The organism is Sulfitobacter sp. G21635-S1, from assembly GCF_027213915.1.
Classification (GTDB): domain Bacteria; phylum Pseudomonadota; class Alphaproteobacteria; order Rhodobacterales; family Rhodobacteraceae; genus Sulfitobacter.
In genome coordinates this window covers 58,680-85,433 of sequence record NZ_JAPWGV010000012.1, presented here as the reverse complement: position 1 = coordinate 85,433, position 26,754 = coordinate 58,680, and the positions used below count along the sequence as shown (strand labels likewise).

32 protein-coding genes are annotated in these 26,754 nt (G+C 63.3%); 21 read left to right on the top strand and 11 right to left on the bottom strand.

Translation table 11 applies throughout. From position 1 onward, the window contains the following. Position 1: 1 nt before the first annotated feature. On the bottom strand, positions 2-424 hold the full coding sequence (locus O4H53_RS13340) for a TIGR01244 family sulfur transferase (protein ID WP_269364389.1): 423 nt from the start codon (positions 422-424) through the stop codon (positions 2-4). Positions 425-485: 61 nt separating this feature from the next. Next, the gene (locus O4H53_RS13335; protein ID WP_269364387.1) at positions 486-725 is read right to left on the bottom strand and encodes a hypothetical protein; all 240 of its coding nucleotides are present in this window, start codon (positions 723-725) and stop codon (positions 486-488) included. A gap of 104 nt (positions 726-829) precedes the next feature. Here O4H53_RS13335 and O4H53_RS13330 point away from each other — a divergent pair, with 104 nt between their 5' ends. The 4 genes from O4H53_RS13330 to O4H53_RS13315 all read left to right on the top strand — a co-directional run bounded on the left by O4H53_RS13330 (position 830) and on the right by O4H53_RS13315 (position 4,520). After that, positions 830-1,114 (top strand): DUF2312 domain-containing protein, encoded by a 285-nt coding sequence (locus O4H53_RS13330; protein ID WP_067288826.1) that lies wholly within the window; start codon positions 830-832, stop codon positions 1,112-1,114. A 78-nt stretch (positions 1,115-1,192) separates the two neighbouring features. After that, positions 1,193-2,089 carry a type IV pili methyl-accepting chemotaxis transducer N-terminal domain-containing protein gene (locus O4H53_RS13325; RefSeq protein WP_269364384.1) on the top strand — a complete coding sequence of 299 codons (897 nt, stop codon included), beginning with the start codon at positions 1,193-1,195 and terminating at the stop codon, positions 2,087-2,089. Positions 2,090-2,193: 104 nt separating this feature from the next. Further along, positions 2,194-3,525 (top strand): trigger factor, encoded by a 1,332-nt coding sequence (tig, locus tag O4H53_RS13320; RefSeq protein WP_269364382.1) that lies wholly within the window; start codon positions 2,194-2,196, stop codon positions 3,523-3,525. Positions 3,526-3,842: 317 nt separating this feature from the next. Beyond that, positions 3,843-4,520 carry a nitroreductase gene (locus O4H53_RS13315; RefSeq protein WP_269364381.1) on the top strand — a complete coding sequence of 226 codons (678 nt, stop codon included), beginning with the start codon at positions 3,843-3,845 and terminating at the stop codon, positions 4,518-4,520. A 3-nt stretch (positions 4,521-4,523) separates the two neighbouring features. On the opposite strand, the gene O4H53_RS13310 is transcribed toward O4H53_RS13315, so the two are convergent. After that, entirely contained in the window at positions 4,524-5,447 is a 924-nt protein-coding gene (locus O4H53_RS13310) for a calcium/sodium antiporter (protein WP_269364379.1), read from the bottom strand. Positions 5,448-5,574: 127 nt separating this feature from the next. After that, positions 5,575-6,054: a lytic transglycosylase domain-containing protein gene (locus O4H53_RS13305; protein ID WP_269364377.1), complete on the bottom strand. Its 480-nt coding sequence runs from the start codon at positions 6,052-6,054 to the stop codon at positions 5,575-5,577. A 418-nt stretch (positions 6,055-6,472) separates the two neighbouring features. Here O4H53_RS13305 and O4H53_RS13300 point away from each other — a divergent pair, with 418 nt between their 5' ends. Then, positions 6,473-7,996 (top strand): ABC-F family ATP-binding cassette domain-containing protein, encoded by a 1,524-nt coding sequence (locus O4H53_RS13300; RefSeq protein WP_269364374.1) that lies wholly within the window; start codon positions 6,473-6,475, stop codon positions 7,994-7,996. A 229-nt stretch (positions 7,997-8,225) separates the two neighbouring features. Here O4H53_RS13300 and rplI read toward each other — a convergent pair whose 3' ends face one another. From rplI to O4H53_RS13270, 6 genes are all read right to left on the bottom strand, one after another. Continuing rightward, complete coding sequence (rplI, locus tag O4H53_RS13295) at positions 8,226-8,870, bottom strand: 50S ribosomal protein L9 (protein ID WP_269364372.1); 645 nt, start codon at positions 8,868-8,870, stop codon at positions 8,226-8,228. A gap of 11 nt (positions 8,871-8,881) precedes the next feature. Further along, entirely contained in the window at positions 8,882-9,109 is a 228-nt protein-coding gene (gene rpsR, locus O4H53_RS13290; RefSeq protein ID WP_005852865.1) for a 30S ribosomal protein S18, read from the bottom strand. Between the two features lie 29 nt (positions 9,110-9,138). Continuing rightward, a complete protein-coding gene (rpsF, locus tag O4H53_RS13285) occupies positions 9,139-9,492 on the bottom strand; it encodes a 30S ribosomal protein S6 (RefSeq protein WP_067288809.1) in 354 nt (117 codons plus the stop codon). A 155-nt stretch (positions 9,493-9,647) separates the two neighbouring features. Continuing rightward, positions 9,648-11,042: an MATE family efflux transporter gene (locus O4H53_RS13280; protein ID WP_269364370.1), complete on the bottom strand. Its 1,395-nt coding sequence runs from the start codon at positions 11,040-11,042 to the stop codon at positions 9,648-9,650. 140 nt (positions 11,043-11,182) lie between these two features. Beyond that, positions 11,183-11,743, bottom strand: coding sequence for a VTT domain-containing protein (locus O4H53_RS13275; protein WP_269364369.1), 561 nt, complete (start codon positions 11,741-11,743; stop codon positions 11,183-11,185). Positions 11,744-11,746: 3 nt separating this feature from the next. Beyond that, positions 11,747-12,502 (bottom strand): SDR family oxidoreductase, encoded by a 756-nt coding sequence (locus O4H53_RS13270; protein ID WP_269364367.1) that lies wholly within the window; start codon positions 12,500-12,502, stop codon positions 11,747-11,749. Between the two features lie 58 nt (positions 12,503-12,560). Here O4H53_RS13270 and O4H53_RS13265 point away from each other — a divergent pair, with 58 nt between their 5' ends. From O4H53_RS13265 to O4H53_RS13255, 3 genes are all read left to right on the top strand, one after another. Then, positions 12,561-13,085, top strand: coding sequence for a Crp/Fnr family transcriptional regulator (locus tag O4H53_RS13265; protein WP_269364365.1), 525 nt, complete (start codon positions 12,561-12,563; stop codon positions 13,083-13,085). A 295-nt stretch (positions 13,086-13,380) separates the two neighbouring features. Then, on the top strand, positions 13,381-13,872 hold the full coding sequence (locus O4H53_RS13260) for a hypothetical protein (protein WP_269364363.1): 492 nt from the start codon (positions 13,381-13,383) through the stop codon (positions 13,870-13,872). Positions 13,873-14,027: 155 nt separating this feature from the next. After that, complete coding sequence (locus O4H53_RS13255; RefSeq protein ID WP_269364361.1) at positions 14,028-14,615, top strand: YceI family protein; 588 nt, start codon at positions 14,028-14,030, stop codon at positions 14,613-14,615. 79 nt (positions 14,616-14,694) lie between these two features. Here the strand turns inward: O4H53_RS13255 and O4H53_RS13250 are convergent, their stop codons facing one another. Beyond that, positions 14,695-15,903, bottom strand: coding sequence for a cytochrome b/b6 domain-containing protein (locus O4H53_RS13250; RefSeq protein WP_269364359.1), 1,209 nt, complete (start codon positions 15,901-15,903; stop codon positions 14,695-14,697). 158 nt (positions 15,904-16,061) lie between these two features. Between O4H53_RS13250 and fabD the strand changes: the two genes are divergently transcribed. The 13 genes from fabD to O4H53_RS13185 all read left to right on the top strand — a co-directional run bounded on the left by fabD (position 16,062) and on the right by O4H53_RS13185 (position 26,738). Next, entirely contained in the window at positions 16,062-16,994 is a 933-nt protein-coding gene (gene fabD, locus O4H53_RS13245; RefSeq protein WP_269364357.1) for an ACP S-malonyltransferase, read from the top strand. After that, positions 16,994-17,569 (top strand): alpha/beta hydrolase, encoded by a 576-nt coding sequence (locus O4H53_RS13240; protein WP_269364355.1) that lies wholly within the window; start codon positions 16,994-16,996, stop codon positions 17,567-17,569. The genes fabD and O4H53_RS13240 overlap by 1 nt, the downstream gene beginning before the upstream one ends. A gap of 18 nt (positions 17,570-17,587) precedes the next feature. Beyond that, positions 17,588-18,325, top strand: coding sequence for a 3-oxoacyl-[acyl-carrier-protein] reductase (gene fabG / locus O4H53_RS13235; protein ID WP_269364353.1), 738 nt, complete (start codon positions 17,588-17,590; stop codon positions 18,323-18,325). Between the two features lie 311 nt (positions 18,326-18,636). Next, positions 18,637-18,870, top strand: a complete 234-nt coding sequence (locus O4H53_RS13230) for an acyl carrier protein (RefSeq protein ID WP_025048350.1) — start codon at positions 18,637-18,639, stop codon at positions 18,868-18,870. Between the two features lie 166 nt (positions 18,871-19,036). Further along, the gene (locus tag O4H53_RS13225; protein WP_269364479.1) at positions 19,037-19,570 is read left to right on the top strand and encodes a GNAT family N-acetyltransferase; all 534 of its coding nucleotides are present in this window, start codon (positions 19,037-19,039) and stop codon (positions 19,568-19,570) included. A gap of 108 nt (positions 19,571-19,678) precedes the next feature. Beyond that, positions 19,679-20,089: a hypothetical protein gene (locus tag O4H53_RS13220; RefSeq protein WP_269364349.1), complete on the top strand. Its 411-nt coding sequence runs from the start codon at positions 19,679-19,681 to the stop codon at positions 20,087-20,089. Between the two features lie 106 nt (positions 20,090-20,195). Further along, entirely contained in the window at positions 20,196-21,452 is a 1,257-nt protein-coding gene (gene fabF / locus O4H53_RS13215) for a beta-ketoacyl-ACP synthase II (protein ID WP_269364347.1), read from the top strand. Positions 21,453-21,455: 3 nt separating this feature from the next. Next, a complete protein-coding gene (mltG, locus tag O4H53_RS13210) occupies positions 21,456-22,640 on the top strand; it encodes an endolytic transglycosylase MltG (protein ID WP_269364344.1) in 1,185 nt (394 codons plus the stop codon). Positions 22,641-22,917: 277 nt separating this feature from the next. Next, positions 22,918-23,259, top strand: a complete 342-nt coding sequence (locus tag O4H53_RS13205) for a hypothetical protein (RefSeq protein ID WP_269364343.1) — start codon at positions 22,918-22,920, stop codon at positions 23,257-23,259. After that, complete coding sequence (locus O4H53_RS13200) at positions 23,171-24,541, top strand: DNA-packaging protein (RefSeq protein WP_443069603.1); 1,371 nt, start codon at positions 23,171-23,173, stop codon at positions 24,539-24,541. The genes O4H53_RS13205 and O4H53_RS13200 overlap by 89 nt, the downstream gene beginning before the upstream one ends. Positions 24,542-24,693: 152 nt before the next feature. Then, positions 24,694-25,875 (top strand): phage portal protein, encoded by a 1,182-nt coding sequence (locus O4H53_RS13195; protein WP_269364342.1) that lies wholly within the window; start codon positions 24,694-24,696, stop codon positions 25,873-25,875. Next, positions 25,868-26,089, top strand: coding sequence for a GTA head formation protein, RCAP_rcc01685 family (locus tag O4H53_RS13190; RefSeq protein WP_114273281.1), 222 nt, complete (start codon positions 25,868-25,870; stop codon positions 26,087-26,089). The genes O4H53_RS13195 and O4H53_RS13190 overlap by 8 nt, the downstream gene beginning before the upstream one ends. A 25-nt stretch (positions 26,090-26,114) precedes the next feature. Continuing rightward, the gene (locus O4H53_RS13185; RefSeq protein WP_269364341.1) at positions 26,115-26,738 is read left to right on the top strand and encodes an HK97 family phage prohead protease; all 624 of its coding nucleotides are present in this window, start codon (positions 26,115-26,117) and stop codon (positions 26,736-26,738) included. Positions 26,739-26,754 lie beyond the last annotated feature (16 nt).

Below are 26,754 nucleotides of genomic sequence, written 5' to 3'. Positions count from 1 at the left end.
ATCAGGTGAAAGGGGCGTCCAGCGCCGGCCGGATGTTGGAGATGTCATAGCCACCCGCGCGGGCGGCGGCGACGATCTCCTCCGCCGGCATCTGCCCGGCCTGACCCAGCGCCCAGGCGATGGTGGACCGTGTGCCGGAGGCGCAATAGGCCAGCACCACATCATCCGTGTCTGCCCCCAGCGCGCGGTTTTGCCCGATCACTTCCGGCACCATGGTCTGATGGGTCAGCGGTTGCAGCGCAAAGCCGATGCCGGCCGCTTCGGCGGCGGCCCGGATGGCGGCGGCCTGGTGGCTGGGTGGCACCTCGGCATCCGGGCGGTTGCACAGGATGCGGGTGATGCCCGCAGCGCGAATGGCCTCCATGTCCGACGGATCGATCTGGGGGGCCACGAAATAGCGGGGGGTGAGTTGTCGAATGTCCATGGGATGATTTACGCAGACCGTTGCCTTCTGTCCAGCGATGCGATGCGTTTCGGGTCCGGAACTAGCCCAGAAAGATGCCGACGATCACCATCATCAGGCCGATCACGGAGAGAAACAGCGCACCCAGGTTCAGCGGGATCGCGGATTTCAGCACCTGGCGCATTGCCTCATCGTCCAGCCTGGCACGTTTGGCGCGTGACACGCTGATGATGCACCAGATCAGCCCGACCAGCCCCAGCAGCGAAATCGCCGCCCCGGTCCAGATCACGATGTCCAGTATGTTGGTCGCACTTGTTTCCATGGCGCCTCCGCTACGCCAAAGAGGGGACCGGATCAAGTGCGTCTTGCAGGGCGCGCGGCGCGCTTGTAGTCAGTGCCGACCAACACCAAGCGCAGGAGAACGCAATGAGCGATACAGGCACCAACCCCGAAGTTGTCGATACAGTGGGCGATGCGACCTACCGCGTGACCGCCAATGAACTGCGCCAGTTCATCGAACGGATCGAACGGCTGGACGCCGAGAAAAAGGACCTGGCCGAGCAGCAGAAGGAAGTCATGGCCGAGGCCAAGGCGCGCGGCTATGACACCAAGGTGATGCGCAAGGTGATTGCCCTGCGCAAGCGCGACAAGGACGACATTGCCGAAGAGGAAGCGGTGCTGGAAATGTACAAGGAAGCGCTGGGCATGTGAGCCGGCGGGGCGGCCATTCAGGAACTTTTTACGCCGGCGTGATTAATTCGGGCCGAGCAAGTTCATCAGGATGGCCGCATGACGTACATTATATCAGCAGTGTCGCGGTCATTTTTGACCGTGGCGCTGGTCTTGGCGGGATTATGCGGTGCGGGTTATGGCCAGCAAGCCTGGGCCGAGGTGGATGCCGCGCAAAATGCCCGCAACAGGATCAGCCTGGCCGCGCGACAGCGCATGTTAAGCCAGCGGATGGCCAAAAGCGCCTGTCTGTCGATGGTGTCGGTCGACGCGGAGGTCGAAGCGCGCCGCGCGCATGATGCCGCAACCAGTTTTGACGAGATGCTTGTCAGTCTTGCCGAGGGCAATGCCGAACAGGGCTTGCTGAAAGAAACCTATCCTGACGTCCGTGCCGGGCTGGCGCGCACTGCGGCTCTTTCTTCGGGGCTGACCGCATCGGTAAGGCAAATCGCGGCGGGTGACCTGCACACAGTTGTTGTCTGGTTGATGGTCAGCCGCAATGTTCCGGCCTTGACTGAAATGAATGCAACCATGGAATTGATGGAGGCGCATTACGGCACCGCGCAGATTGATCCCGGGATCGCTGCGGCAATTGTGCTTGCGGGCCGGCAGGGCATGCTGAGCCAGAAAATGGTCAAGGAGCTTTGTTTCCTGTCGATCGGCATCGGGGGCGCGGATGTACGCGAAGCTCTGGCAGATACAGTCGATGTCTTTGACACGGCGCTACACCGGCTGTTCAGGGGCGGCAAGGACGGCGCGTTGGGCGGCAAGCCGAAGCCTAAGCAGCGCGGTCAGCTACGTGCCGTGAAAAAAAGTTGGAAGCCGATGAAACAGATGCTGGAGGAGGTTGTGGGCGGTGGTGAGATCACCGAAGAAATCCTGCGTGACGCCGCCCGGCAAAGTGAAGTTGTGCTACAAGAAGCCGATGCGCTTGTCCTGCTTTATACCCAGGACTAGACTCAGCGCCCCAAATCCCCTTGCACCCCAGCGCCCTGCTCAATAGAAGGGCAGAAATTTTCGCCCGCGCCCCATTCGGCGCGGCCTTATTCTATGGAGCACACATGCAGGTCAACGAGACGCTGAACGACGGTCTGAAACGCGGCTATGCCATCACGCTGACGGCGGCTGAACTGGACGCCAAGGTGAACGAGAAACTGGCCGAGGCGCAGCCTGACGTTGAGATGAAGGGTTTTCGCAAGGGCAAGGTGCCGATGGCGCTGCTGAAAAAGCAGTTTGGCCAGCGCGTGATGGGCGAAGCGATGCAGGAAAGCATCGACGGCGCGATGAACGAGCATTTTGAGAAATCCGGCGACCGCCCCGCGATGCAGCCCGAAGTCAAGATGACCAACGAAGACTGGAAAGAAGGCGACGACGTCGAGGTCACCATGACCTATGAGGCGCTGCCCGAGATCCCCGAGATCGACATGTCCCAGATCGAGCTGGAAAAGCTGGTGGTCAAGGCCGACGACGCCGCCATCGACGAGGCGCTGAAGAACCTGGCCGAAACCGCGCAGGATTTCAAAGCCCGCAAGAAAGGCTCCAAGGCCAAGGACGGCGACCAGGTTGTCATGGACTTCGTCGGCAAGGTCGACGGTGAAGCCTTTGAAGGCGGCTCTGCCGAGGATTATCCGCTGGTGCTGGGCTCCAACTCCTTCATCCCCGGCTTTGAAGACCAGCTGGTGGGCGTGAAGGCCGGCGAGGAAAAGGCGGTCACCGTCAATTTCCCCGACGACTACCAGGCCGAGCATCTCAAGGGCAAGGAAGCGACCTTTGACTGCACCATCAAGGAGGTCAAGGAACCCGTCGCCGCAGAGATCAACGACGAACTGGCGACCAAGTTCGGCTCCGAGGATCTGGAAGGTCTGAAAAAGCAGATCGCGGAACGCCTGGAAGCGGAATATGCCGGTGCCTCCCGTGCCGTCATGAAGCGCGGCCTGCTCGATGCGCTGGACAAACTGGTGAGCTTCGATCTGCCGCCCTCGCTGGTGGAGGCCGAAGCGGGCCAGATCGCGCATCAGCTGTGGCACGAGGACAATCCGGACGTGCAGGGCCACGACCACCCCGAGATCGAAACCACGGATGAGCACAAGACGCTGGCGGAACGCCGGGTGCGTCTGGGCCTGCTGCTGGCAGAGATCGGTCAGAAGGCCGAGGTCGAAGTCTCGGACGCCGAGATGACCCAGTCGATCATGAACCAGGCACGCCAGTATCCGGGCCAGGAGCGTCAGTTCTTTGAATTCGTGCAGCAGAACCAGCAGATGCAGCAGCAGCTGCGCGCGCCGCTGTTCGAGGACAAGGTGATCGATCACATCGCCGAACAGGCGAAAGTGACAGAAAAAGAAGTGTCCAAAGAGGACCTTCAGAAGGCTGTCGAGGCGCTGGAAGACGAATAAACCGCGTCTCTGCCGAGGCTTGCAGGGCCGTGTCCGTTGGGCACGGCCTTTTGCGTTTGGGGCGATCTTTTCGAAAAAATCGGCCCGGAGTTTTTGAAAACTCCGGCGGGTGGCAAGGGTTGCATGCCGGGTGAAAGCGCCGTTTTCTTCGAAGAAAACGGTCCGGAGTTTTTGAAAACTCCGGTGGGCGGCCGCGGTAACATGCAGGCCGGCCGTTTTGCGTTTCGGCCCCTGTGCCGCCACGTTACCGCCAGCGCCGATTGTCCCCGCAGCAGCCTTGGTGCATCCTGGCGCGGAGGCGCAGGAGGGACATCGCGATGGAACTGGATCAGGCCATGCTGGAACGGCGCAGCATCCGGGGGTTCACCAATGACCCCGTGCCGCGCGCCCTTCTGGAAGAGATCATTGCCCTGGCAATGCGCGCGCCCTCCTCGATGAACACCCAGCCCTGGCATCTGCATGTGCTGACCGGCGATCCGCTGGAGAAGGTGCGGGAGGGCAATTCCAGCCGCATGCTGGGCGGCGTCCCGCCCCAGCGCGAGATCAATGACCATGGCGCCTATGAAGGCGTCCACCGCGACCGTCAGGTGGAGATTGCCAAACAGCTTTTCGGGGCCATGGGGATCGAGCGCGACGACAAGGCAAGGCGGCAGGACTGGGTCATGCGCGGCTTTCGCCAGTTCGACGCGCCGGTGTCGATTGTGGTCTGCTTTGACAAGAGCCTGACCGAGAAAGGCACAATCGCCCATTTCGATCTGGGGGCGGTGACCTATGGTCTGGTGCTGGCGGCATGGAGCAGGGGCCTTGGCACCGTGATCAACGGTCAGGGCATCATGCAATCGCCCGTGGTGCGCGAACATGCGCAGATCCCGGAGGATCAGGTGATCCTGACCTGTGTCGCCTTGGGCTGGCCCGATGACAGTTTTTCCGCCAATGCGGTGCGCTCCCGGCGGCGCGGGGTGGATGAGGTTGCCCGGTTTGTCGGGTTTGACTGACCGTCAGCCAAAGATGAGAAACCCGGTATAGGCGGTGTAACCCGCAAGCAGCGCCGCCCCTTCGCCCCGGCTGATCCGTCGGCCCGTTGCCCCCATGACCAGAACCGCCAGTGCGGCCGCTGTCATCACCCAGATGTCCAGTGTGACGAATTGCGCAGGCACCTGCATCGGGCGCACAAGTGCGGTGACGCCGAGAATTCCCAGCACGTTGAAGATATTGCTGCCGATGATATTGCCAAAGGCCATCTCGGCCTGACCCTTGCGTGCGGCGACAATCGAGGTCACCAGTTCCGGCAGGGAGGTGCCGACCGCCACGATGGTCACCCCGATCAAGGCCTCTGACACCCCCCAGGAGGCGGTCACGGCAACCGCGCCACTCACCAGGGCGCGTGCCGCGAGGATCGTCACGATCAGACCGCCCAGTACCCCGAGCGACGCGCGCCAGAGCGGCGCAGCGGGCGTGTCACTGATGCAGTCCAGGTTATCCTCACCGCGCCGCAGGGCGCTGACAAGGTAAAGCGCGAGACCGGCCACCAGCAGCAGCCCCATGGACCGGGTGATGCTGCCCCAGAGCACCAGCACAAGTGCGGCACCTGTGGCCCCCAGCATGACCAGCCCGTCGCGCTGCAGCGTTGCCCTGGCCACCACCATCGGGCTGAGCGCGCAGGTCAGCCCCAGGATCAGCAGGATATTGGCGATATTGCTGCCCACAACATTGCCGATCGCAATGCCGGGAGAGCCTGCAAGGGCGGCCTGCACCGATGTCACCAGTTCCGGCATCGAGGTGCCGAAACCCACCAGCGTCAGCCCGATCACCAGCGGGGATACACCCCAGCGCGTGGCAAGGCCCACGGCCCCGTCCACCAGCCAGTTGCCACCGACCAGCAGACCGGCAAAGCCGATCACGATAAGCGCAAGATCAATCATTTGGGTGTCCCGGAAAGACCGGAACAGACACGATGCCGATCACTGCGCCACCCGGTAACGCCTAGATCATGGCGGCTGGTGCCGGCTTCAAGAGGTGGATGATAATATCATCCGGCGCGGGCAGGGATCAGCCGCTGCGCAGCCCGGTCTCGACCAGCATGCCGCGGCGCTTGGCCTCGTAGTAATAGCCGCGCGCGTACCATTTGATGGCTGAGCTCTGGTCGCCGTCCGAGAGCAGCCAGGCCCCGCGCAGGTATTTCAGCGCATATTCAAGATTGGTATCGGCATCCAGCAGCTCGGAGGGCGCGCCCTGGAAGCCCATCGATCGTGCGGTGGCGGGCAGGATCTGCAACAACCCGTAATAGGGGCCATTGCGCGCCTTGGGATTGTGGGTGCTTTCGCGGATCGCCAGCTTGTGCACCAGCGGGCGCGGCAGTTCGTAATGATCGGCCCAATAGTTGATCTTTTGCCGCAGCTCCGGAGTCTCGTTGGGATGCAGCGGAATGGCAAGCCGCGGGGCGGGTTTGACCTCTGGCGCGGCGGCACAGGCAGAGACGGCAGCGGCGCAAAGCAGGGCCAGCGCGGCGCGACGGGTGTGATGAAACATTGTACGGATTCGCGATTGTGGCAACTGCGCAGAAACTACCGGCAGCGGGCTTTCTGGCAAGGGTGCAGCGCCGCGATGCGCGGGAAGTCGCAGGGGGATGCGCGGGAATCGGCCCAATGGGCCTGTAATGCAGGGGGATCAGGCCGGATGTGCCCATGCCTGCGGGAGGCCGGGCCGGTCAGCAGGCTGGCCCGAACACCCCCGAAACTTGCACTTCGGATCCGGATTTTCTAGACTTCCGGCATCGGTCAACACGCACAAGGGGAGGGCACAAGCTGAACATGCGTATCATCCGCCGACTTCAGCATGGTCCCCGCTACGCCCTGTAAATCCGTTTGCAGGGCTGGTCAGAGACGACACGTCGAACTGCCTGCCCATGGCCGCGTTGCGGCACCCCTTTGTTTGACCAGAGAATCCCATGACCATCATCAATATCAACGCTTTGGGCGTCACCCTTGGCGCATCGCTGTTTTCTGACCTGAGCCTGAACATCACCAGGGGCGACCGCATCGGTCTGGTGGCCGCCAACGGGCGCGGCAAGACCACCCTGTTGCAATGCCTGGCCGGTGAGCTGGACCCCACGACCGGCGAGATCACCCGCGCGCGCGGCCTGCGCATTGGCTATGTCGCGCAGAACCTGCCGGAGGCGGCACTTGGCCAGACGCTCTATGACCGGGTGCTTGCAGCACTTCCGGCGGAACAAGCCGAATACGAGGGCTGGCGGGTCGATGTGGTGCTGGACGATCTCAAGGTGCCATATGACATTCAGCACAAGGAGCTGGGCGCGCTCAGCGGCGGCTGGCAACGCACCGCGATGCTGGCTTCGGTCTGGATCACCGAACCGGATGTGCTGTTGCTGGACGAGCCGACCAACCATCTGGACCTGCAGCGGATCGGGCTGTTGCAGGGCTGGCTGGCAGCTTTGCCCCGTGATGTCGCGGTCGTGACCACATCCCATGACCGGGCGTTTCTGGACGAGACCACCAACCGCACCCTGTTCCTGCGTGCAGAACGCTCCCGGGTGTTCCAGCTGCCCTATAGCGCCGCACGGGGCGCGCTGGACGAGGCCGATGCGGCTGACGAGCGGCGCTTTGCAAATGACCTCAACAAGGCGCAGCAATTGCGCAGGCAGGCGGCCAAGCTCAAGAACATCGGGATCAACTCCGGTTCCGACCTGCTGGTGGTCAAGACCCGGCAGCTGAACGAAAGGGCCGCACAGATGGAGGCGGCGGCCAGGCCCGCGCATCAGGAGCGCAGCGCGGGAGAGATCAGGCTCACCAACAGCGGAACCCATGCCAAGGCGCTGATAACACTGGATGATGTGCCGGTTGAAACGCCGGGCGGAGATCTGTTGTACCGGACCGGGCAGAAGTGGATCCTGCCCGGTGACCGGGTTGTGCTGCTGGGGGGCAATGGCACCGGCAAGACCCGTCTGGTCATGCTGATCGCGCAGGCGCTGACAGATGCCGCGGGCCCGGTGAAATGCGCGCCCTCGGTTGTGCCGGCCATTTCGGACCAGCATCTGAGCCAGCTTTCGGACCATGACACCCCGATGACGGCCATCACCGGGGCTTTCGACATCGGCGACCAGCGCGCCCGCGGGGTGCTGGCCGGGGCCGGGGTGGAGATCGGCATGCAGGACAGGAAGATCGGCGCGCTTTCGGGCGGGCAGAAGGCACGGCTGGCGATGCTGGTGCTGCGGCTGAAGAACCCGAATTTCTACCTGCTGGATGAGCCGACGAACCATCTGGACATCGAAGGGCAGGAGGCGCTGGAGCAGGAGCTGATTGCCCATGGCGCCTCCTGCCTGCTGGTCAGCCATGACCGCAGCTTTCTGCGTCAGGTGGGGACCCGGTTCTGGTGGATTCGCGGCGGCAAGCTGGAAGAGGTCGCCAGCCCCGAGCCCTTCCTGGCCGGAGAGATGGGGGCCGCGCCGGGGTGAGGACCAGCTGTTGCGTGGTTTCGGAAGGTGCTTGTGCGGCGTTTTCTGCTGCCACGATTTTGCAGTGACTGGTACACAATACACCCGCCCGGCCTCCGCCGCGCACGCGGCTTGTTGAGCTGGGCCTGCAATGTGACAGAAAAGTCGGTTCTACCCGACACCGGATGCCCGAAACAGAAACGCCGCGCGGACCCTTCCGCGCGGCGTTTCAATGTCAGTCAGGAAAGGGTCAGCCGCGGCCTGCGGTGTCTTCCTGATCGCCTGATGCGGCTTCGTCGCCGGCATCATTGCCTGTGTCGATGTCCATGTCGTCCAGCTGCGCTGCGCCGATATCGTCGAACAGCTCCTGGATTTCGAACTCGGCGGCCGCTTCTTCTTCGGCTGCCAGTTCCTGGATGGATTTGCCGGATGCCTGAAGCTCGGCTTCTTCGACCGAACGGGCCACGTTCAGTTGAATGGTCGCTTCGACTTCGGGGTGCAGGACGATCAGCACGTCGTGCAGGCCCAGTTCCTTGATCGGGGCGCTCAGCACGACCTGCTTGCGGTCGATGGTGAACCCGCCTTCGGTCGCGGCATCGGCTGCGTCACGGGTGGTGACGGAACCGTAAAGCGCGCCCGCGTCGGAAGCGGAGCGAATCACGACGAACTGCTGACCGTTCAGCTTGTCCGCCATCTTGTCGGCTTCTTTCTTGGTTTCCAGGTTCTCGGCTTCAAGCTGCGACTTGCGCGCCTCGAAGGCTTCGACGTTGGCCTTGGAGGCCGACAGCGCCTTGCCCTGCGGCAGCAGGTAGTTGCGTGCAAAGCCGGGCTTTACGTCCACGACTTCGCCCATCTGACCCAGTTTGGCGACACGTTCCAGAAGGATAACTTGCATGTGCTTTCTCCTTACTTGACGGCGTAGGGCAGCAGGGCGAGGAAGCGGGCACGTTTGATGGCACGGGCCAGTTCACGCTGCTTTTTCGCAGAAACTGCGGTGATGCGGGAGGGGACGATCTTGCCACGCTCAGAGATGTAGCGTTGCAGCAGACGTGTGTCCTTGTAGTCGATCGCAGGTGCGTTGTCGCCCGAGAAGGGGCAGACCTTGCGACGGCGGAAAAATGGTTTTGCAGCCATGGTTTATGTCCTTTTCTTCAAGCTGATGATCAACGGCGCTCACGGCGCTCGGGGCGCTCGTCGCGTTTCTGCATCTGCACGGAGGGCAGCTCGGCGTGGGTGTCGACCTTGATGGTCAGGACGCGCATCACGTCGTCGTGCAGGCGCATCAGGCGTTCCATTTCCTGAACGGCCGGTGCAGGTGCATCCGAACGCAGGAAGGCGTAGTGGCCCTTGCGGTTCTTGTTGATCTTGTAGGCCATCGTCTTGACGCCCCAGTACTCGCTATCCACGAGTTTCCCGCCGTTGTCGGACAGGACGGTGCCAAAATGTTCGATAAGGCCTTCGGCTTGCGTGTTGGACAGATCCTGACGCGCAATCATGACATGCTCATATAGCGGCATGCGGTCTCCTATTTATATCAAGGCGCATTTCATAGGCGGGGCGGTATCCCTTGCGGCCCCACCACGAGAGACTGCGCGGTTCAACAGATGTGCAAAGGAAAGGCCGATATACACGGTTTGCGGCGCAGGGCAAGCGCCCCGCGCCGTTTTTCACGTCAGCCGGGCTGAGGGCCGCGCCCCGCCGCGAACAGCCCCCGGCGCAGGCCAAGCGCCGAAACACTCTGCTGCAGCACCGCAAGGGTCAGCAGCGCCATCATGCATTCCGCCAATGGCCCGGCCAGCCAGATCCCCGGCTCCCCCAGGATCAGCGGCAGGCAGAATGTCAGCGGCAGGCCGAAAGCATAGCTTTTGGTCAGCCCCAGAAGGGCGGCGCGGCTGGCATTGCCGATGGCCTGGAAATAGGAGGCAATGACGATCAGCGGCCCGGCCAGCCAGAACATCGCGGTGTTCACCGGCAGGATGCGCGCGAATTCGGCGATGACCCCCGGCTCGGTGACAAAAAGGCCCGCGATGCTCTGCGGCATGGTGACAAAGACCGCCTGCATTGCCGCGCAATAGACAAATGCGGTGCCAAGCCCGATCCGCAGCCCGGTGTCGGAACGTGCCCATGCCCGCGCGCCATAGTTGTTGCCGACGATGGTTTGCAGCGCATGGGTCAGCCCGAGCAGCGGCAGAAAGGCAAAGGTCATGACACGGGTCAGGATGCCGAAGGCCGCGACAGTTGTTTCATAAAGCGGCGTGTTCACCAGTTGCAGCACCACGATCACCGCGGCGGAGCTGAGCGAGAGGCCGATGAAATTCAGGCTTTGCGGTGCCCCCAGCGCCAGAATGCGCCCCCAGCAGGCGTTGAGCGGGATGCGCAGCAGCAGACCGGGGCGCAGCTCGGTACGCCCGAAGCTGCGGAAGGCGATGATGATGACCAGCGCCAGCATCTGCGCCAGTGCCGTGCCAAGGGCGGAGCCGGCCACGCCCAAGCCCAGAAGGGCGATCAGGATGTAGTTGAACCCGATGTTCGACAGCGACACCAGCAGGCTCATCGCAGCCATGAAGCCGACGCGCCCCTCGTTGCGCAGGGCGTCGGAATTGACCGCAAGAACAAAGAACAGCGGCGACATGAACACCGTGATGCCAAGATAGGTCTGCCCCATGGCCGCCAGCACCCCGGACCCGGAGGCCAGCGCCAGGGTCACGACCCCGCCGAACAGCAGATAAAGCAGCATCAGCACGCCGCTCATCAGCAGGGCGAGCCCATGGGCGCCGGTAAAGACACGCGCCGCCCCGGCCCGGTCTCCGGCGCCCAGGTTGCGGGCAAGGATGCTGGACATGCCGTTGGAGACCAGCGTCGCCAGCGCGACGATCACCATATAAAGCGGAAACACCAGGGTCACGGCGCTCAGCGCGTCAGCGCCGACGTAGCGGCCGAGGAAAATGGCGTCCACGACGGCCAGCAAACCGTTCATCCCCATGACAAAGATGATGGGCAGGGCGGTTCGGGCAAAGATCGGGCCAAGGGCACCGTGGACAAATGGATTTGGAGCAGGGTTCGACATTGTGGTCCTCGCAAGCTGCTTCACATGGGGGAGGGTGCTCGCCTTGCCGACCTGCGAAGTGCATGTGAGGTCAGAGATGTTACACGACCTTCACCGTGACTTGCGTCTGCGAGCAGCAGGTGGCCGGACCTGCGGCAGGATTAGCGCAGGAAATCCTCTGTCGCAATGGCAAATCGGGGAGTGTCGCGCGCATTGGTATCCGCGTTGCGGTCCGCTCGGCGCGTGGCGAAAGGCATCCTTGTCGCGCCCGCCATGCAAGCGGTGACTTCCGGGATGATCGGTGCCGCGCGTGACAGCAGGATCATCACCGGGCCGCTTTCCTGAAAGATCGCGGTCAGGGAGGCACGCTCGTCTGCGTCCTTGACCAACAGGGCAACGCCCTTTTGCCCCCAGACCCGGCTGATCCAATACCCGGTTCCTGCGGCCAGGGACATGCCAGTGATCGCCGCCGCGGCCCCCGCGGGAAAGCCGATCAAAACGCCCGCCAATATGGTGATGGTGAGTGTCGGCACCGCAACAAACAGGTCTGCGAACAGCAACAGCACAACCAGGCCGAACACAATCGCCGGGTCCACGCGCTGTGCCCATTCCAATAGTGCCTGAACGTTTTCGACCGTGAGGACCCCCAGCAGCCGTCCTGCAACGAAGGTCAGTGCAAACAGACCTCCAAGGATCAGCATGACTTTGAGGAGTGATTTCATCGCTCAGGCCCCCTTCATGATGCGCGCAGCGGCCATGGGCGACAGGCGTTGAATGAGCCGGAGCAGTTTTACCTTGCCAACGTCGATGTTGGGGCGGCCGGCAGACAGGCCCGCGACGATCTCTGCCACGGCCTGTTCAGGTGTGATTTTCCCGCCACCGCGCCCGTCGGTCATCTTGGTGTCGACCATCGGCAGAAACACCTGTTTGACGGAGACGCTTGTCCCCTCCAACTGATAGCCGAGGGATTGCGAAAAGATATTCAACGCCCCCTTGGTGGCGCAATAAATGGCGGACCCTGCCTTGGGGGCCAAGGCCAAACCGGAGTTGATGTTCACGATCATCGCCGATTGCGCCTGCATCAGTTGCGGCAAGAGCAGATGGATCAGGGCACAAACTGAGGTGAAATTGACATCAATCTCCCGGCGTATCGTTTCGTACCGGAAGTCAGGGTCAGTAAAGCGTGGCGTGAATTGAACGGCGGCATTGTTGAACAGCACATCAATGGCATCGCCCCGCTTCACCAACGCGTCCGCCGCGCGCTCAACCGCAGCAATATCAGCCAGATCGGCCTCTTGGATCGAAATTTTGGGAAATTCCGCGCGTAGTGCATCCAACCCGCCTGATGGCCGCGCAATGACAGAGATGCGGTTGTTCGGTTCAAGCCGTCGCAAAATTGCAAGGCCCAGGCCCGACGCAGCTCCCGTGATTACAATGTGTTTGTTTTGAAGTTCCATGTCATACACCCGTTGCGCTTTCATGATTTGCGGGCACGTTAGGCAAACCCCAAGACGCTGGAATTAACCCGGGTTAAAACGCATGAAATTATCTGACTACGTCGCTGCGCACGGGTGGCCGCGCACATACGAAGCAGGAGAATATCTGTTCCGCCAGGGTGAACAGGACGGATCAATCTACAGTCTTCAAAGCGGCTTGTTAAAGGCATACTATCTGTCGGAAGACGGAAAGGAGCACATCAAGTCCTTCATCCTTCCCGGCGGCAAGATCGGCAGTCTCGCATCGTGCTACCAAGGCGAAGCGTGTACGTTCAGTTTGGTCTGCCTGAAGCCATCCGCGCTTGTTGGTGTGAACTTTTCTGATCTCAATGAAGCGAGCCGATCTGATCCGGAACTGTCCGGCGAGATTGTCGATTTTCTGCTGAGCTTTGGCATTCGCAAGGAAATGCGCGAATATGAACTTCTGTGTCTGTCGGCAGAAGACCGGTACAAAAGGCTGTTGGAACACACGCCAGACCTGTTTGACCTGGTGACCCAGAACGAGATCGCGCGATATCTGGGTGTGACCCCGGTGGGATTGAGCCGGATCAAGAACCGAATTTCGTAGAGCGCGCTATTTGGAAACCAAAATACCAGCGGCAGCCTCCGCCCGGATTGGGCCTGCGGTTTCAACGGGCGGTCGCAACGCTTTTTTGCGAAGGCTGACAAGATCCGCCTCACCGGACCCTTCCACCCTGCGCTGAATGGCTTGTCCTGCCCGGAAAAGGGCGACGGCAATGCCGGTTCTGCCCCCGGTCTCAACAAGGTCCGATCCGTGCCGCGGCTTCGCCCAGCTTTGGTCCAATTCCTTTTGCAGCATCACATCAACCAAACAAAGGCCAACCAAATAAAGGATTGGGCAGATGACGGCAGCAGCGGATTTTACCAAAGGCGGCGCAATCACGCGTGAACCGGTATCCATGGTGGACGGGGGCCGGATGCTGGCCCGCACATTGCAGCGGATCTGTGGTGCGGGGCTGTTTCTGGCAGCTTTCGTGATCTGGCTTGCACCCGGCACCGCCGAGGCGGAAGTGATGTTGTTCCGGCTGCTGCTTTCGGTGGCGGCGGCACTGGCGGGACTGGGCATGATGCTGGCCAGCAGCAAGCCCGGGGCGCCCGAAATCGAAATCGACACGATCCGCCGCACCGTCAGCCTGGTCCGGCCCGACGGTTATGGCGCGCGGGAGGTGCTGACGCGCAGCAGCTTTGCCGAACTTGGCGCGGCCGAGGTCAGCGGTCCGGTTGTCCGTTTGTGGGATGCGCAGGGCGTCCTGCTGGCCGTCGCGACGCTGACGGATTCATCCCTGCGCAACAGCCTGATCAACGGCCTGCGCGACGCGGGCAAACTCGCCTGATGCGCTGACAGCAGATGCGCAGCCCGGAAGGGTTCGCAGAAGGCAATTGTTTGCTGGCGCGCAGTCGCTGTGAGGACATGTTGAATTGATTCCGTCGTGGCAAGCCGCACATCTGCTGCCACGACGATCAACCAACATCCTCCCAGGAGTACCACATGAAGCATATGATTTTTGCCGCGGCTCTGGCCCTTGGCGCGACCGGTGCAATGGCGGCCGACACGACGACCAAGGCGGAAAAATACACGCTGGACCCCAGCCATTCGCAGGTCGTGTTCAGCTATGAACACCTCGGCTTTTCGACAACCTACGGCATCTTCTCGGGCTTCGAGGGTGAGATCATGTTCGATCAGGAAGACCCCGCCGCGTCTTCCGTCACCGTGTCCATGCCGGTCATGTCGATGTTCACCGGTTGGGAACAGCGCAAGAACCATTTCATGGCCGATGACTTTTTCGGTGCGGAAGAGGGCGACATGATCACCTTTACCTCGACCGGGATCGAGGTCACCGGCGAGGATACAGCCCTGATCACCGGCGATCTGACCATGAACGACGTGACCAAATCCGTGGTGCTGGATGCGAAGCTGAACCAGCTTGGCGACCACCCGCAAGAGGGCAAGCCCTGGGCCGGTTTCGATGCGACCACCACCATCGTGCGGTCCGACTTCGATCTTGGTGCCTTTGCACCCTATGTCAGCGACGAGGTTCAGGTGAACATCTCGGTCGAGGCGATGAAAGCCGACTGATCGTCCTGAGCGGAACAAGCGAAAGGCCGGGGATTGTTCCCGGCCTTTTTGCATCTGGAAGGCTGCGATTGGAAGGCTGCTATTCGGTGCCGGCCTGCGCGCGGGTTGCGGTCAGCCGGATCGCGACATCGACCGCGAAGGCCAGGCTGTCCTCATTGGGCATGTTGTCACCGATGCCAAAATCGCGCCGGTCCAGGGTCACATCCGCCCGCATCTCGGCGGTGTCGCCCCGGATCGACAGCAGGAAGGGCAGGGTCAGCGGCACTGACCTGTCCTTGATGGTCAGGGTGCCCAGGGCTTCGTACCCGCCGCTGGCATGACGGATATCGCCGCTGAAGGTGGCGGTGGGAAAGCTCTCGGCGGCAAAGAAATCCGCGCCCAATGCCTGTTTGGTGACCGACCCCAGCGTCAGCGAGGGGATGGAAATGGTGGCGGTGACATCGCCCACAACGCCGGTCGGCTGCGCATCGTCAAAGGAAATCGCGGCGGTCCAGTCGTCGAAACGGCCTTCGACCTCGGATCCGAACTGGGTCACGCGCAGCGCGATCGTGCCCTCCTGCACCTGCCATTCAGAGGAGACTTCGCTCAGGGCCGTACCATTGGGGAGCGCCCCATCCGCGCCCTGCGCTGTGCTCAGGGCCAGACCAAGCGATGCGCACCAGATCGCAAGGGCGGCCACCACCGGTAGGGCGCTGTGGCTGGCCTGCGGCAGGGGACCAATCGGCGCGTCGCCCGGCAACATGCGGCGCAGGGTGCTGTCGCGGTCGATGAAGTGATGTTTCAGTGCGCCGATGAAATGCAGCAGGATTGCCCCGATCAGCACACGGCCCGAGATAAAGTGTACCGCACCGGCGAGATGTTCCAGGCTGGTGGATTTGGGCACCAGCGGCAGGTTTTGCCCCAGCGGCCACCAGATCGGCGCAAAGCCGGAGGCAGCGGCATGGCCAATCCAGCCCGACAGCGGCACGATCACCAGCGCGCCATAGAGCAGCCAGTGCACCAGCTCGGCCAGAAAACTCTCTGCCCTCTTGTCGGCGTTCAGCAGGCCCGGCCTGGGCTGGCTGACTGCCCAGAGGATACGGGCGAGGGCGACGAAAAAGACCAGCACGCCAAGGGTCTTGTGCAGCGAGAAGAGCCAGGCCTTGCGTGCAAGTTCGGCATCTGTGGCAAAGGGCAGATCCTCGGCCACGAGGCCCAGGACAATCAGGGTCAGGATCAGCAGCGCGGTCAGCCAGTGAAAGGTTTTCGCGACACCGCCATAGCGGATCTGTGTGTTGGTCAGGGGCATCTGGGTCTCCGGTCGGGTTTGGCGCATAGATACCGGCTGTTTCCGCCGGGGCAATGCCAATAGACGCAGGCCCGCTGTGCAGCCATGCGCGATGCGCTGCGGGCTTGTTCCGGCTGGCCGTGCAGGCTAGACCCGGTGCCAACAAAGAGGAGGCCAAGATGAGCATCGCATTCGTATTTCCAGGGCAGGGCGCACAGACCATCGGGATGGGCAAGGCGCTGGCCGACAGTTACCCGGAGGCGCGGGCGGTGTTCGACGCGGTGGACGACGCGCTGGGTGAGAAACTCTCGGCGTTGATCTGGGAGGGCGAGGCAGAGGCGCTGACCCTGACCGAAAACGCCCAGCCTGCGCTGATGGCAACCTCGATGGCCGCCCTTGCCGCGATGCGCGCCGAAGGTTTCGACCTGGACCGCGCGGCCTTTGTCGCGGGGCATTCGCTGGGGGAATATTCCGCGCTTTGTGCAGCAGGCACCCTGTCGCTGGCTGATACGGCGCGGCTGCTGCGCATCCGGGGCCGCGCGATGCAGGCGGCGGTGCCGGTGGGTCAGGGCGCCATGGCGGCGGTTCTGGGGCTGGATGCCGAGGCCGCCGAGAAAGTGGCGGCAGAGGCCGCACAGGGCGATGTCTGCCAGCTGGCCAATGAAAACGATCCCAGCCAGAACGTGTTGTCGGGCAGCAAGGCGGCGATTGATCGCGCCGTGGTGCTGGCCAAGGAGGCCGGTGCCAAGCGCGCGCTGCAGCTGCCGGTCTCTGCGCCTTTCCATTGCGCGCTGATGCAGCCCGCCGCAGAGGAGATGGCCCGCGCCCTGGGCGAGGTCGGGATGAAGGACCCGGCCGTGCCGCTGGTGGCCAATGTGCTGGCGACCAGCGTGACGGATGCGGGGCGCATCCGCGAACTGCTGGTCGAGCAGGTGACAGGCCGGGTGCGCTGGCGCTCTTCGGTGGAATGGATGGCCGCCCAGGGCGTGACCGAGTTCTGGGAGATCGGCGCAGGCAAGGCCCTGTCCGGCATGATCCGCCGCATCGCCAAGGACAGCACCTGCCGCGCGGTCGGCACGCCAGAGGACGTGGCCGCGCTGAAAGACGCCTGATGTTCCGGCGCCTTGCCCTGATCCTGTTGCTGGCGCTGGCCGCCTGCGCGACGATCGAGAATGCGAGCGATGGCACGACCCTGCGCGTCGAGGGCGACAGGCTGTATCTTGCGGGGACAATCACCAGCCGCACACCTGCCAATTTCGAGCGGCTTCTGGCGCAGAATCCGCAGGTCAGGACGCTGGTGCCGACGCAGGTGAGCGGCTCTGTCGATGGGGCGGCGACGGTGCGCATGGGCTATCTGCTGCGCGCGCGCGGCATCGACACCCATCTGACGCCGGACAGCGTGGTCGACTCGGGCGGGGTGGATCTTTTCCTGGCAGGCAACCGCCGCACGATGGCGCGCGGCGCGTCCCTGGGGGTACACAGCTGGCGCAATGGCTACCGCGAGGGCAGCAGCTATCCGCGCAGCGCGCCGGAACACGATATGACCCGCAGCTATGTCACCGATATGCTGGGCAGCGATGCGTTTTACTGGTTTACTTTGGCTGCCGCCCCCTCGGACGGGATACATGAAATGACACCGGGCGAGATCGCCCGCTATGGCCTGCTGACAGAGCCGGTCGGGAATTGACCACGAAAAGGAAGATATATGTTTGATCTGACAGGGAAAAATGCGCTGATCACCGGCGCGTCCGGGGGCATCGGCGCAGAGATCGCGCGGCAATTGCACGCGCAGGGGGCGGTTGTCGGCCTGTCCGGCACGCGGACCGAGCCGCTGGAGGCGCTGAAGGCGGAACTGGGCGAGCGGGCGCATGTGCTGCCCTGCAACCTGAGCGACTTGGCGGCGGTGGATGCCCTGCCGAAACAGGCGGCTGAGGCGATGGGATCGGTCGATATTCTGGTCAATAACGCGGGCATCACCCGCGACAACCTGTTCATGCGGATGTCGGATGAAGAATGGCAGTCGGTGCTGGATGTGAACCTGACGGCAACCTTCAAGCTGTGCAAAGGCGTCATGCGCGGCATGATGAAGGCGCGCTGGGGCCGGATCGTGAATATTTCGAGCGTGGTGGGGGCCACCGGCAACCCCGGCCAGGCGAATTACGCTGCGTCCAAGGCGGGCATGGTGGGCATGTCCAAATCGCTCGCCTATGAGGTCGCAAGCCGTGGCATCACCGTGAACGCGGTGGCACCGGGCTTTATCGCCACGGCAATGACCGACAAGCTGACCGACGACCAGAAGTCTGGAATCATGGGGCAAATCCCTGCGGGCCGGATGGGCACCGCGGCGGAAATCGCGGGCGCGGTTGTCTATCTCAGCAGCGCGGAGGCCGCTTATCTGACCGGCACCACCTTGCACGTCAACGGCGGCATGGCCATGTTGTGACCCTGTGCCTGTGGCGTCAGGCCATGACCTTGAATCGCCAATACCCTGCCGCGCCAAGCGCTCTGGGGACATTGGCGATGTGACCTGTCTTGGGGTAATGGCCGGAGGCTGTAATAACATTTGCGTGTCATGCGTCATGTGCTAAAGGGGGCGCAGAATCGTAAAAGGGGGTGCTTGCGTGCCCTATGGGCCTTGTGCGAACAAGGGTCAGAGCCGCTTCGGAAACGGGGCATCCGCCAACCGCTGAACATCAGCATGAGGCTAGTATAAACGGGGGTCATACCGGCCACCGGAAGACATGAGGACTTATTATGAGCGACGTCGCAGACCGCGTAAAAAAGATCGTTGTGGAACACCTTGGTGTTGAAGAGGACAAAGTCACCGAGAATGCGTCGTTCATCGACGATCTGGGTGCCGACAGCCTCGACACCGTTGAACTGGTGATGGCATTCGAAGAAGAGTTCGGCATCGAGATTCCCGATGACGCAGCCGAGAACATCCAGACATTCGGCGACGCGGTGAAGTTCATCAAGGAAGCTTCCTAAGTCCATGGGCCGGCGGCATGGCCGCGGCTGAAAACCATCGAACGGCGTCATCCTCTGCGGATTGACGCCGTTTTTCGTTTCTGCGGTGCGGCGGGGGTTGCGAAGCAGCACGGGCATTTGCCAATGTGCGTTCAGGCAGTTCCCAAGAGTGAAAGTCATTCACCGCATGTCCCGCAATGTTCCGACGATCAATACCCACCGGCTGACGCTGCGCGCGATGCGGCGCGAGGATTTTCCGCGTTTCGCGGAGATCTGGGCAACCCCGGCGGTGGTGACCCATATTTCCGGCAAACCCTGGCCCAAGACACGGTCCTGGGATGCGTTTCTGCGCAATGCCGGGCATTGGCAGATCGCGGGCTTCGGGCAATGGGCGATCCAGATACATCGCCAGCCCGAAATGTCCGGGCAAACGGGATTTTTCTTTGGTTCCAGGGGGCTGGGTGATGATTTTGATCCCTTTCCCGAGGCCGGATGGGTGCTTGAACCCGGGGCCCAGGGGCGCGGCCTGGGGCTTGAGGCGGCGCAGGCGGCGCATGATTGGTTCGACAGGGTGGTGGCGGGCCGGACGGTTTGCCTGATCACGCCCGACAACGAAGGGTCGTTGCGGATTGCCGAAGCTCTGGGCTATACCCCGATGCGCGAGACCGAGATGGATGGTGATCCGGTGGTCCTGCTGACCCGGAAGGGCCCGCCGGTATGAGCCGCGCCGGGGCTACGGGACACCACAGGGGGTAAGGTTTGCCTGACTTGCTGCACGGCAGTGGTGCTGGCAGATTTTCAGCAATCGGAAACCAAGGTATTTTCACTCATGCTCTCATTTTCGGAATTTCTGCGGCAAAAGCAGCATCTGCTTATCTCGGCCTGCGCCCTGTACCTGACATTGGTGATGGTGCCGCAAATGCCGCTGGCCGGTCCGCATATCTGGCTGATTGCGGCCGCTTTTTCCATTTTCGTCAATCTGACCTATCTGGCCAAGACCCATGGCCGCCGCGCGCCGCTGGGGCCGGAGACGCTAATCGCTTCGGTCCTGATCTGCGGCGGTGTGCTGGGGCTTGTCACTTCGCCCGCGCTGATTGTCGTGACGATCTTTGCGCAGGGCATCTGGCATCTGATCCGGCGCCTGCAGCACGGCGTGCCGCTGAAGTCGCTGAACACGCTGGGCTGCTTTGTGGTTGAAACAAGCTATGGCCTTGTCCTGCTGGTGCTTTTCCTGCGCTGAGCCGTCTGCCGCCCGATTTGCCTGATCCAGCCGAGCCGAGCCTCGGCTCTTGAACACGGGGCCTTGGCCAAGGTATAGCCCTGTAAAAGACATGAGGGGGCATATGATGCGCAGAGTGGTGGTGACAGGATTGGGGCTGGTGACGCCCTTGGCCGATGGGGTCGAGGCAAGCTGGTCGCGGATTCTGGCGGGGCAATCCGGGGCAGGTCCGATCACCTGTTTCGACGCGAGCAATGTGATCACGCAATATGCCTGCGAAGTTCCCCTTGGCGACGGGTCCGACGGGACCTTTGACGCGGGCAAGTACATGGAGCCCAAGGAACAGCGCAAGGTCGATACCTTTATCCTGTTCGGCATGGCGGCGGCGCAGCAGGCGGTGGAGGATTCCGGCTGGATGCCCGAAGACCGCGAGAGCCTTGAGCGGACGGGTGTTCTGATCGGCTCCGGCATCGGCGGGCTGAATTCCATCGCCAATACCGCCATCATGATGAAGGAAAAGGGGCCGCGCCGCGTGAGCCCGTTCTTTGTGCCGGGCGCGCTGATCAACCTGATTTCCGGTCAGGTGAGCATTCGCTACGGGTTCCGGGGCCCGAACCATTCGGTTGTGACCGCCTGTTCCACCGGGGCGCATGCCATTGGCGACGCCTCGCGGCTGATCCAGCATGGTGATGCGGATGTGATGATCGCGGGCGGGGCCGAGGCCGCGATCTGCGAAATCGGGATTGCCGGGTTCAACGCCTGCAAGGCGCTGAGCACCAAGCGTGCCGATGACCCCACCAAGGCCAGCCGCCCCTATGACGCGGACCGCGACGGCTTTGTGATGGGTGAGGGGGCCGGCATCGTGGTGCTGGAGGAATATGAACACGCCAAGGCGCGCGGTGCCAAGATCTATGCCGAGGTGCTGGGATACGGGCTTTCGGGCGATGCCTATCACATCACCGCACCGGCGGAGGATGGCGACGGGGCCGAACGCTCGATGCGCAGCGCGTTGCGTGGTGCCGGGCTGGAGCCGGGCGATATCGACTATATCAACGCGCATGGCACCTCGACCATGGCCGATACCATCGAGCTGGGCGCGGTCGAGCGGATGCTGGGCGATGCGGCGGGCAAGGTGACGATGTCATCGACCAAATCCGCCACCGGGCACCTGCTGGGCGCGGCCGGCGCGATCGAGGCAATCTTCTCGATCCTTGCGATCCGCGATCAGGTGGCACCGCCCACCATCAACCTGGACAACCCGGCGGTGGAAACCGCCATCGACCTTGCGCCCAACAAGAAGGTCGAGCGCGAGATCAAGGTGGCGCTGAGCAACTCGTTCGGGTTCGGCGGGACAAATGCCTCTGTCCTGTTCGGAAAGGTCTGATTCATGTGGCGACATATTGCGTCCAACGCAGTGACGTTCCTGATTGTGGGACTGTTCCTGCTGGGCGGTGTCATTCTTTGGGGAAAGTCACAATATCAGGCTGAGGGGCCGCTGGATCAGGCGATTTGCCTGCAGGTCGAGCGTGGGTCCAACATGCGCAGGGTCAGTCAGAGCCTGGTCGATCAGGGTGCGATTTCCTCTGCCGCGATCTTTCGCATCGGGGCGGATTACGAGGAGAAGACGGGCCAGTTGAAGGCCGGCAGTTTCCTGGTGCAGCCCGGCACCTCGATGTCGCAGATCGTCGATGTGGTGACCAAGGGCGGGGCCAGCACCTGTGGCACCGAGGTGGTCTACCGGATCGGGGTGAACCGCGTGTCGGTTCAGGTGCGTGAGCTGGACCCGGCCACCAATCGTTTCGTGGAACGTGCGGAGTTCACGCCCGGCGACGGCGATGTGCCGGAGGTTTTCACCACGCTCAGGGCAAAGCCTGACACCCGGTTCCGGGTGGCCATGGCCGAAGGGGTGACAAGCTGGCAGGTGGTCGAGGCGCTCAAGGGCATCGACCTGCTGGAAGGCGAGATTGCGGATGTGCCGCCCGAGGGCGCGCTGGCCCCCGACAGCTATGAGGTGCGCCCCGGCGACGACCGCGCGGCAATCCTGGCGCAGATGGAGGCCGCACAGGAGGTGCTGGTTGCCGCTGCCTGGGAAGCGCGTGATCCCGATCTGCCCATCGGCAGCCCCGAAGACCTGCTGATCCTGGCCTCCATCGTCGAGAAGGAGACCGGTGTGCCGGAGGAACGGGGGCAGGTGGCTTCGGTCTTTGTGAACCGGTTGAACCAGAACATGCGGCTGCAGACCGATCCGACGGTGATCTATGGGATCACCAAGGGGGAAGGCGTGCTGGGCCGGGGCCTGCGGCGGTCGGAGCTGCGTGCGGAGACGCCCTGGAACACCTATGTGATCACCGGGTTGCCGCCCACGCCGATTGCCAATCCGGGCCGTGCCAGCCTGATGGCGGCGGCGCAGCCGGATGAGACCGATTATGTGTTCTTTGTCGCCGATGGCACCGGTGGACATGCCTTTGCCACCACGCTGGAGGCGCATAACGAGAATGTCGCACGCTGGCGCCAGATCGAGGCGGAACGCGGTGCGGCGGCTGCGGGCAATGCTTCTACCGGGGGCAACTGAGGCTGCGCGCGGTCGTATAAGGTGTTGTTAACACTTAAAAACTTGACTTTGCGAACGGTCTGACGTATAGATTCAGGCATGCTAGGACAGATGGCAGGCGGCCCCGGGGTGACCCGGGTGCCGCCTTTTTCATGTCTGTTCGGTCAGGGCCCCCTAATGCGCCCCGCCTTAAACTTGAACCGCCCATACCCTGCCGCGCTACGCGCTCTGGGGACATTGGCGATTTGATCTGTCTCAGGTCCAGGGCGGGACGCTGTAGCAAAAGGTTTGACTCTGAATGACGATCAAGACCCAGGAGCAAGACGTGGCATATAGCGCAGAGGTCTTTGAGGCCCTGCAAAATGCGGTCCGGGATCTGCGGCGGCGGATCGAGGACCTGACGACACAAGCGCAGTCCATAGAGGACATCGACGGAAAGGCGGTGATGCAGGCCCTGAAGGAAATTCAGGGGCTGATCCCGCAATGTGCAAAGGCGGAGAACAATCTTCATGAAAACAGAAACAGACAAGCTGGCATCGCAAGGGGAGCCTATGCCCTCGATCTGGACAAAGCCCGGTTTGAGATCGGGTGCAAGCTGGATCGCCTGCGCCGGTGCAGACCTCCAAAAACAGTTTCTTGATGACCTTGACGAGGGGGAGCTGCTGGCATTGCCGTTTCTGTTCGAGTTCTGGGCGATGGACCATCAGCTGCCGCCCGAAGGCGCCTGGCGGACCTGGGTGGTGATGGGCGGGCGGGGGGCGGGCAAGACCCGTGCCGGTGCCGAATGGGTCCGTTCGATGGTGGAGGGGCCGATGCCGCTGGACCCGGGGCAATGCCGCAGGGTGGCGCTGGTGGGCGAGACCATCGAGCAGGTGCGCGAGGTCATGATCTTTGGCGACAGCGGCATCCTGGCCTGTTCGCCCGAGGACCGCAGGCCGGTGTGGGAGGCCGGCCGCAAGCGGCTGGTCTGGCCCAACGGGGCCGAGGCCTGTGTGCATACGGCGCATGACCCCGAAGGTCTGCGGGGGCCGCAGTTCGATGCGGCCTGGGTGGATGAGCTGGCCAAGTGGAAAAAGGCGCAGGCGACCTGGGACCAGTTGCAGTTTGCGCTGCGGCTGGGCGAGGACCCGCGGGTCTGTGTCACCACCACGCCGCGCAATGTGGGGGTGTTGAAGGCGCTGCTGGCCTCGCCCTCGACGGTGACGACCCATGCGCCGACACAGGCCAATGCCGCGCATCTGGCGCAGTCTTTCCTTGACGAGGTGATGGCGCGCTATGCGGGCACGCGCATGGGGCGGCAGGAGCTGGAGGGCGTTCTGCTGGCGGAGCCTGAGGGGGCGTTGTGGACAACCGCGACGCTGGAGGCGGCGCAGGTGGCGCGGCTGCCGGAACTGGACCGGATTGTCGTGGGGCTGGACCCGGCGACGACATCGGGCAGTGCCTCGGACGAATGCGGGATCGTGGTGGTGGGCGCGCAGACGCGCGGGCCGGTGCAGGACTGGCGGGCCTATGTCCTGGCGGATGCGACGGTGCAGGGGGCGACGCCGACGGGCTGGGCGCGGGCGGCGATTACCGCGATGGAACGCTTTGGCGCGGACCGGCTGGTGGCGGAGGTCAACCAGGGCGGTCAGATGGTGGGCGAGGTGCTGCGCGGGGTCGACCCGCTGGTGCCGCTCAAATCGGTACATGCCAGCCGGGGCAAGGTGGCACGGGCAGAGCCGGTTGCAGCGCTTTATGAGCAGGGCCGGGTGCGCCATGTCAGGGGGCTGGACAGGCTGGAGGACCAGATGTGCCGGATGACCGCGCAGGGGTTCGAGGGTGGCGGTTCGCCCGACCGGGTCGATGCGCTGGTCTGGGCGCTGCATGAGCTGATGATCGAGCCTGCGGCGAAGTGGCGGTCACCCGGTGTGCGGAGTCTGTAGCGGCCGGGCGATTGCGTATTTCCGGCAGGAAGAATCGGGTGTTGCGCACCCCACCGGGCGGTGGGGTTTCAGGACCTTAATCAGTTTGAGGCAAAGTGTTCCTGCGTCGGATGAGACGGGTTCCGGCAGCAAGAGACATGAGGAGCGACGGTATGGTGTTTGATTTTCTGCGGCGCGGGACGGCGGCGGCGGGCGTGCCGGAGCAGAAGGTTTCGGCGACCGGGCCGGTGGTGGCCTATCAGACCTCTGGCCGCGTGGCCTGGAGCCCGCGCGACACGGTGAGCCTGACGCGCACCGGGTTCTGTGCCAACCCGGTCGGGTTCCGCTCCGTCAAGCTGATTGCGGAGGCGGCGGCGGCCTTGCCGCTGGTGGTGCAGGATGCCGAGCGGCGCTATGAGGCGCATCCGCTGGCGGCGTTGCTGGCGCGGCCCAACGGGGCGCAGGGCCGGGCGGAGCTGCTGGAGGCGCTTTATGCGCAGCTGCTGCTGAGCGGCAATGGCTATGTCGAGGCGGTGGGCGGTGCCGGGGGCCTGCCGGTGGAGCTGCATGTCTTGCGCTCTGACCGGATGTCGGTGGTGCCGGGGGCCGATGGCTGGCCGGTGGCCTATGAATATGCCGTTGGCGGGGCCAGGCACCGGTTCGAGGTGGCGGAAGGGGCAAGGCCCATATGTCATATCCGGAACTTCCATCCCCAGGACGATCATTACGGCTTTGCCCCGATGCAGGCCGCCGCGATGGCGATGGATGTGCATAACGCGGCTTCGCGCTGGTCCAAGGCGCTGCTGGACAATGCGGCGCGCCCCTCGGGGGCCATCGTCTACAAGGGGATCGAGGGGCAGGGCAAGCTGAGCGAGGACCAGTATGAGCGGCTGGTGAGCGAGATGGAGAGCCATCATCAGGGCGCGCGCAATGCGGGGCGTCCGATGCTGCTGGAAGGCGGGCTGGACTGGAAGCCGATGGGGTTCTCGCCCAGCGACATGGAGTTCCAGAAGACCAAGGAGGCCGCAGCGCGGGAGATTGCACTGGCCTATGGGGTGCCGCCGATGCTGCTGGGCATCCAGGGGGATGCGACCTATGCCAATTACCAGGAGGCGCACCGGGCGTTCTATCGCCTGACGGTGTTGCCGCTGGCCACGCGGGTCACGGCGGCGCTGGCGGGTTGGATGGCCGGGTTCAGCGGCGAGGTGCTGGAGCTGAAGCCCGATCTGGACCAGGTGCCCGCGCTGGCCGGAGAGCGTGACGCGCAATGGGCGCGGGTGGCGCAGGCGGATTTCCTGAGCCAGGCGGAAAAGCGCAGCCTGCTGGGGCTGCCTGCGGTGGCTGACGATGCATGAGCCGGGGTTCGAGCGGTTCGATTGCGCGCCGGGGTTGCGCTTGCAGGCCCATGAGGAAGTCAGCCGAATCCATCGGGAGAACCTGATGCGCCGGCTGGATCAGCTTGAGGGGGTGATGGCGCGGATGGAACGAAGATTGTGGCTGACCGTCTATGGGGTGGTTGCGGTGATACTGGCGCAGGCGGTGCAGTCGTTCCTGGCGGTAACCCCCTGAACATCTGAAATTCACAGGAGTTGTCATGGATCATGATCAAGGCGACCTCGGGGCGGTTCCGGGGAACGGGAAAGATTTGTCTGGCGGGCTGCCGGGGCTGGAGCGCAAGTTTGCCCGCTTCGGGCGGGCGGTCGAAGTCGAGGGCGGCACCGAGATCAGCGGCTATGCCAGCCTGTTCGGCGATGCCGATCAGGGCGGCGACGTGGTGGAGGTCGGGGCCTATGCCGCCAGTCTGAAGGCGGTCGCGGCGGCGGGGCGCAGCATCAAGATGCTGTGGCAGCATGATCCGGCCCAGCCCATCGGGGTCTGGGACGAGGTCCGCGAAGATGCGCGGGGCCTCTGGGTCAGGGGGCGCATCCTGTCGAGCGTGGCGAAGGGCCGCGAGGCGGCGGCGCTGATCGCGGCGGGGGCGATTGACGGGTTGTCGATCGGCTATCGCACGCTGCGGGCGAGCAAGAACACGAAGGGCCAGCGGCTCTTGTCGGAACTGGAGCTTTGGGAGGTGTCCCTGGTGACCTTCCCGATGCTGCCCAGTGCGCGGGTCGGCGCCAAGGGGGACAGTGCGCCCCTGGGTGACGTGCTGCGGGAGATGGCGGCGGCCTTTGACGGGGCGCGCGCTGAACTGGCGCGCGGGACCTCCCGCGGCTGAACCAAGTGAGGACAAT

Coding starts and splice junctions, on each gene's coding strand:
- O4H53_RS13185 (WP_269364341.1), top strand. CDS start 26,115: ATGGATCATGATCAAGGCGACCTCGGGGCGGTTCCGGGGAACGGGAAA.
- rplI (WP_269364372.1), bottom strand. CDS start 8,870: ATGCAAGTTATCCTTCTGGAACGTGTCGCCAAACTGGGTCAGATGGGC.
- O4H53_RS13315 (WP_269364381.1), top strand. CDS start 3,843: ATGGAACTGGATCAGGCCATGCTGGAACGGCGCAGCATCCGGGGGTTC.
- O4H53_RS13300 (WP_269364374.1), top strand. CDS start 6,473: ATGACCATCATCAATATCAACGCTTTGGGCGTCACCCTTGGCGCATCG.
- O4H53_RS13225 (WP_269364479.1), top strand. CDS start 19,037: ATGTCCCGCAATGTTCCGACGATCAATACCCACCGGCTGACGCTGCGC.
- fabD (WP_269364357.1), top strand. CDS start 16,062: ATGAGCATCGCATTCGTATTTCCAGGGCAGGGCGCACAGACCATCGGG.
- O4H53_RS13280 (WP_269364370.1), bottom strand. CDS start 11,042: ATGTCGAACCCTGCTCCAAATCCATTTGTCCACGGTGCCCTTGGCCCG.
- O4H53_RS13230 (WP_025048350.1), top strand. CDS start 18,637: ATGAGCGACGTCGCAGACCGCGTAAAAAAGATCGTTGTGGAACACCTT.
- fabG (WP_269364353.1), top strand. CDS start 17,588: ATGTTTGATCTGACAGGGAAAAATGCGCTGATCACCGGCGCGTCCGGG.
- tig (WP_269364382.1), top strand. CDS start 2,194: ATGCAGGTCAACGAGACGCTGAACGACGGTCTGAAACGCGGCTATGCC.
- rpsF (WP_067288809.1), bottom strand. CDS start 9,492: ATGCCGCTATATGAGCATGTCATGATTGCGCGTCAGGATCTGTCCAAC.
- O4H53_RS13340 (WP_269364389.1), bottom strand. CDS start 424: ATGGACATTCGACAACTCACCCCCCGCTATTTCGTGGCCCCCCAGATC.
- O4H53_RS13195 (WP_269364342.1), top strand. CDS start 24,694: ATGGTGTTTGATTTTCTGCGGCGCGGGACGGCGGCGGCGGGCGTGCCG.
- O4H53_RS13250 (WP_269364359.1), bottom strand. CDS start 15,903: ATGCCCCTGACCAACACACAGATCCGCTATGGCGGTGTCGCGAAAACC.
- rpsR (WP_005852865.1), bottom strand. CDS start 9,109: ATGGCTGCAAAACCATTTTTCCGCCGTCGCAAGGTCTGCCCCTTCTCG.
- O4H53_RS13270 (WP_269364367.1), bottom strand. CDS start 12,502: ATGAAAGCGCAACGGGTGTATGACATGGAACTTCAAAACAAACACATT.
- O4H53_RS13220 (WP_269364349.1), top strand. CDS start 19,679: ATGCTCTCATTTTCGGAATTTCTGCGGCAAAAGCAGCATCTGCTTATC.
- O4H53_RS13305 (WP_269364377.1), bottom strand. CDS start 6,054: ATGTTTCATCACACCCGTCGCGCCGCGCTGGCCCTGCTTTGCGCCGCT.
- O4H53_RS13335 (WP_269364387.1), bottom strand. CDS start 725: ATGGAAACAAGTGCGACCAACATACTGGACATCGTGATCTGGACCGGG.
- O4H53_RS13310 (WP_269364379.1), bottom strand. CDS start 5,447: ATGATTGATCTTGCGCTTATCGTGATCGGCTTTGCCGGTCTGCTGGTC.
- O4H53_RS13260 (WP_269364363.1), top strand. CDS start 13,381: ATGACGGCAGCAGCGGATTTTACCAAAGGCGGCGCAATCACGCGTGAA.
- O4H53_RS13200 (WP_443069603.1), top strand. CDS start 23,171: ATGCCCTCGATCTGGACAAAGCCCGGTTTGAGATCGGGTGCAAGCTGG.
- mltG (WP_269364344.1), top strand. CDS start 21,456: ATGTGGCGACATATTGCGTCCAACGCAGTGACGTTCCTGATTGTGGGA.
- O4H53_RS13325 (WP_269364384.1), top strand. CDS start 1,193: ATGACGTACATTATATCAGCAGTGTCGCGGTCATTTTTGACCGTGGCG.
- O4H53_RS13190 (WP_114273281.1), top strand. CDS start 25,868: ATGCATGAGCCGGGGTTCGAGCGGTTCGATTGCGCGCCGGGGTTGCGC.
- O4H53_RS13330 (WP_067288826.1), top strand. CDS start 830: ATGAGCGATACAGGCACCAACCCCGAAGTTGTCGATACAGTGGGCGAT.
- O4H53_RS13255 (WP_269364361.1), top strand. CDS start 14,028: ATGAAGCATATGATTTTTGCCGCGGCTCTGGCCCTTGGCGCGACCGGT.
- O4H53_RS13205 (WP_269364343.1), top strand. CDS start 22,918: ATGACGATCAAGACCCAGGAGCAAGACGTGGCATATAGCGCAGAGGTC.
- O4H53_RS13275 (WP_269364369.1), bottom strand. CDS start 11,743: ATGAAATCACTCCTCAAAGTCATGCTGATCCTTGGAGGTCTGTTTGCA.
- fabF (WP_269364347.1), top strand. CDS start 20,196: ATGCGCAGAGTGGTGGTGACAGGATTGGGGCTGGTGACGCCCTTGGCC.
- O4H53_RS13240 (WP_269364355.1), top strand. CDS start 16,994: ATGTTCCGGCGCCTTGCCCTGATCCTGTTGCTGGCGCTGGCCGCCTGC.
- O4H53_RS13265 (WP_269364365.1), top strand. CDS start 12,561: ATGAAATTATCTGACTACGTCGCTGCGCACGGGTGGCCGCGCACATAC.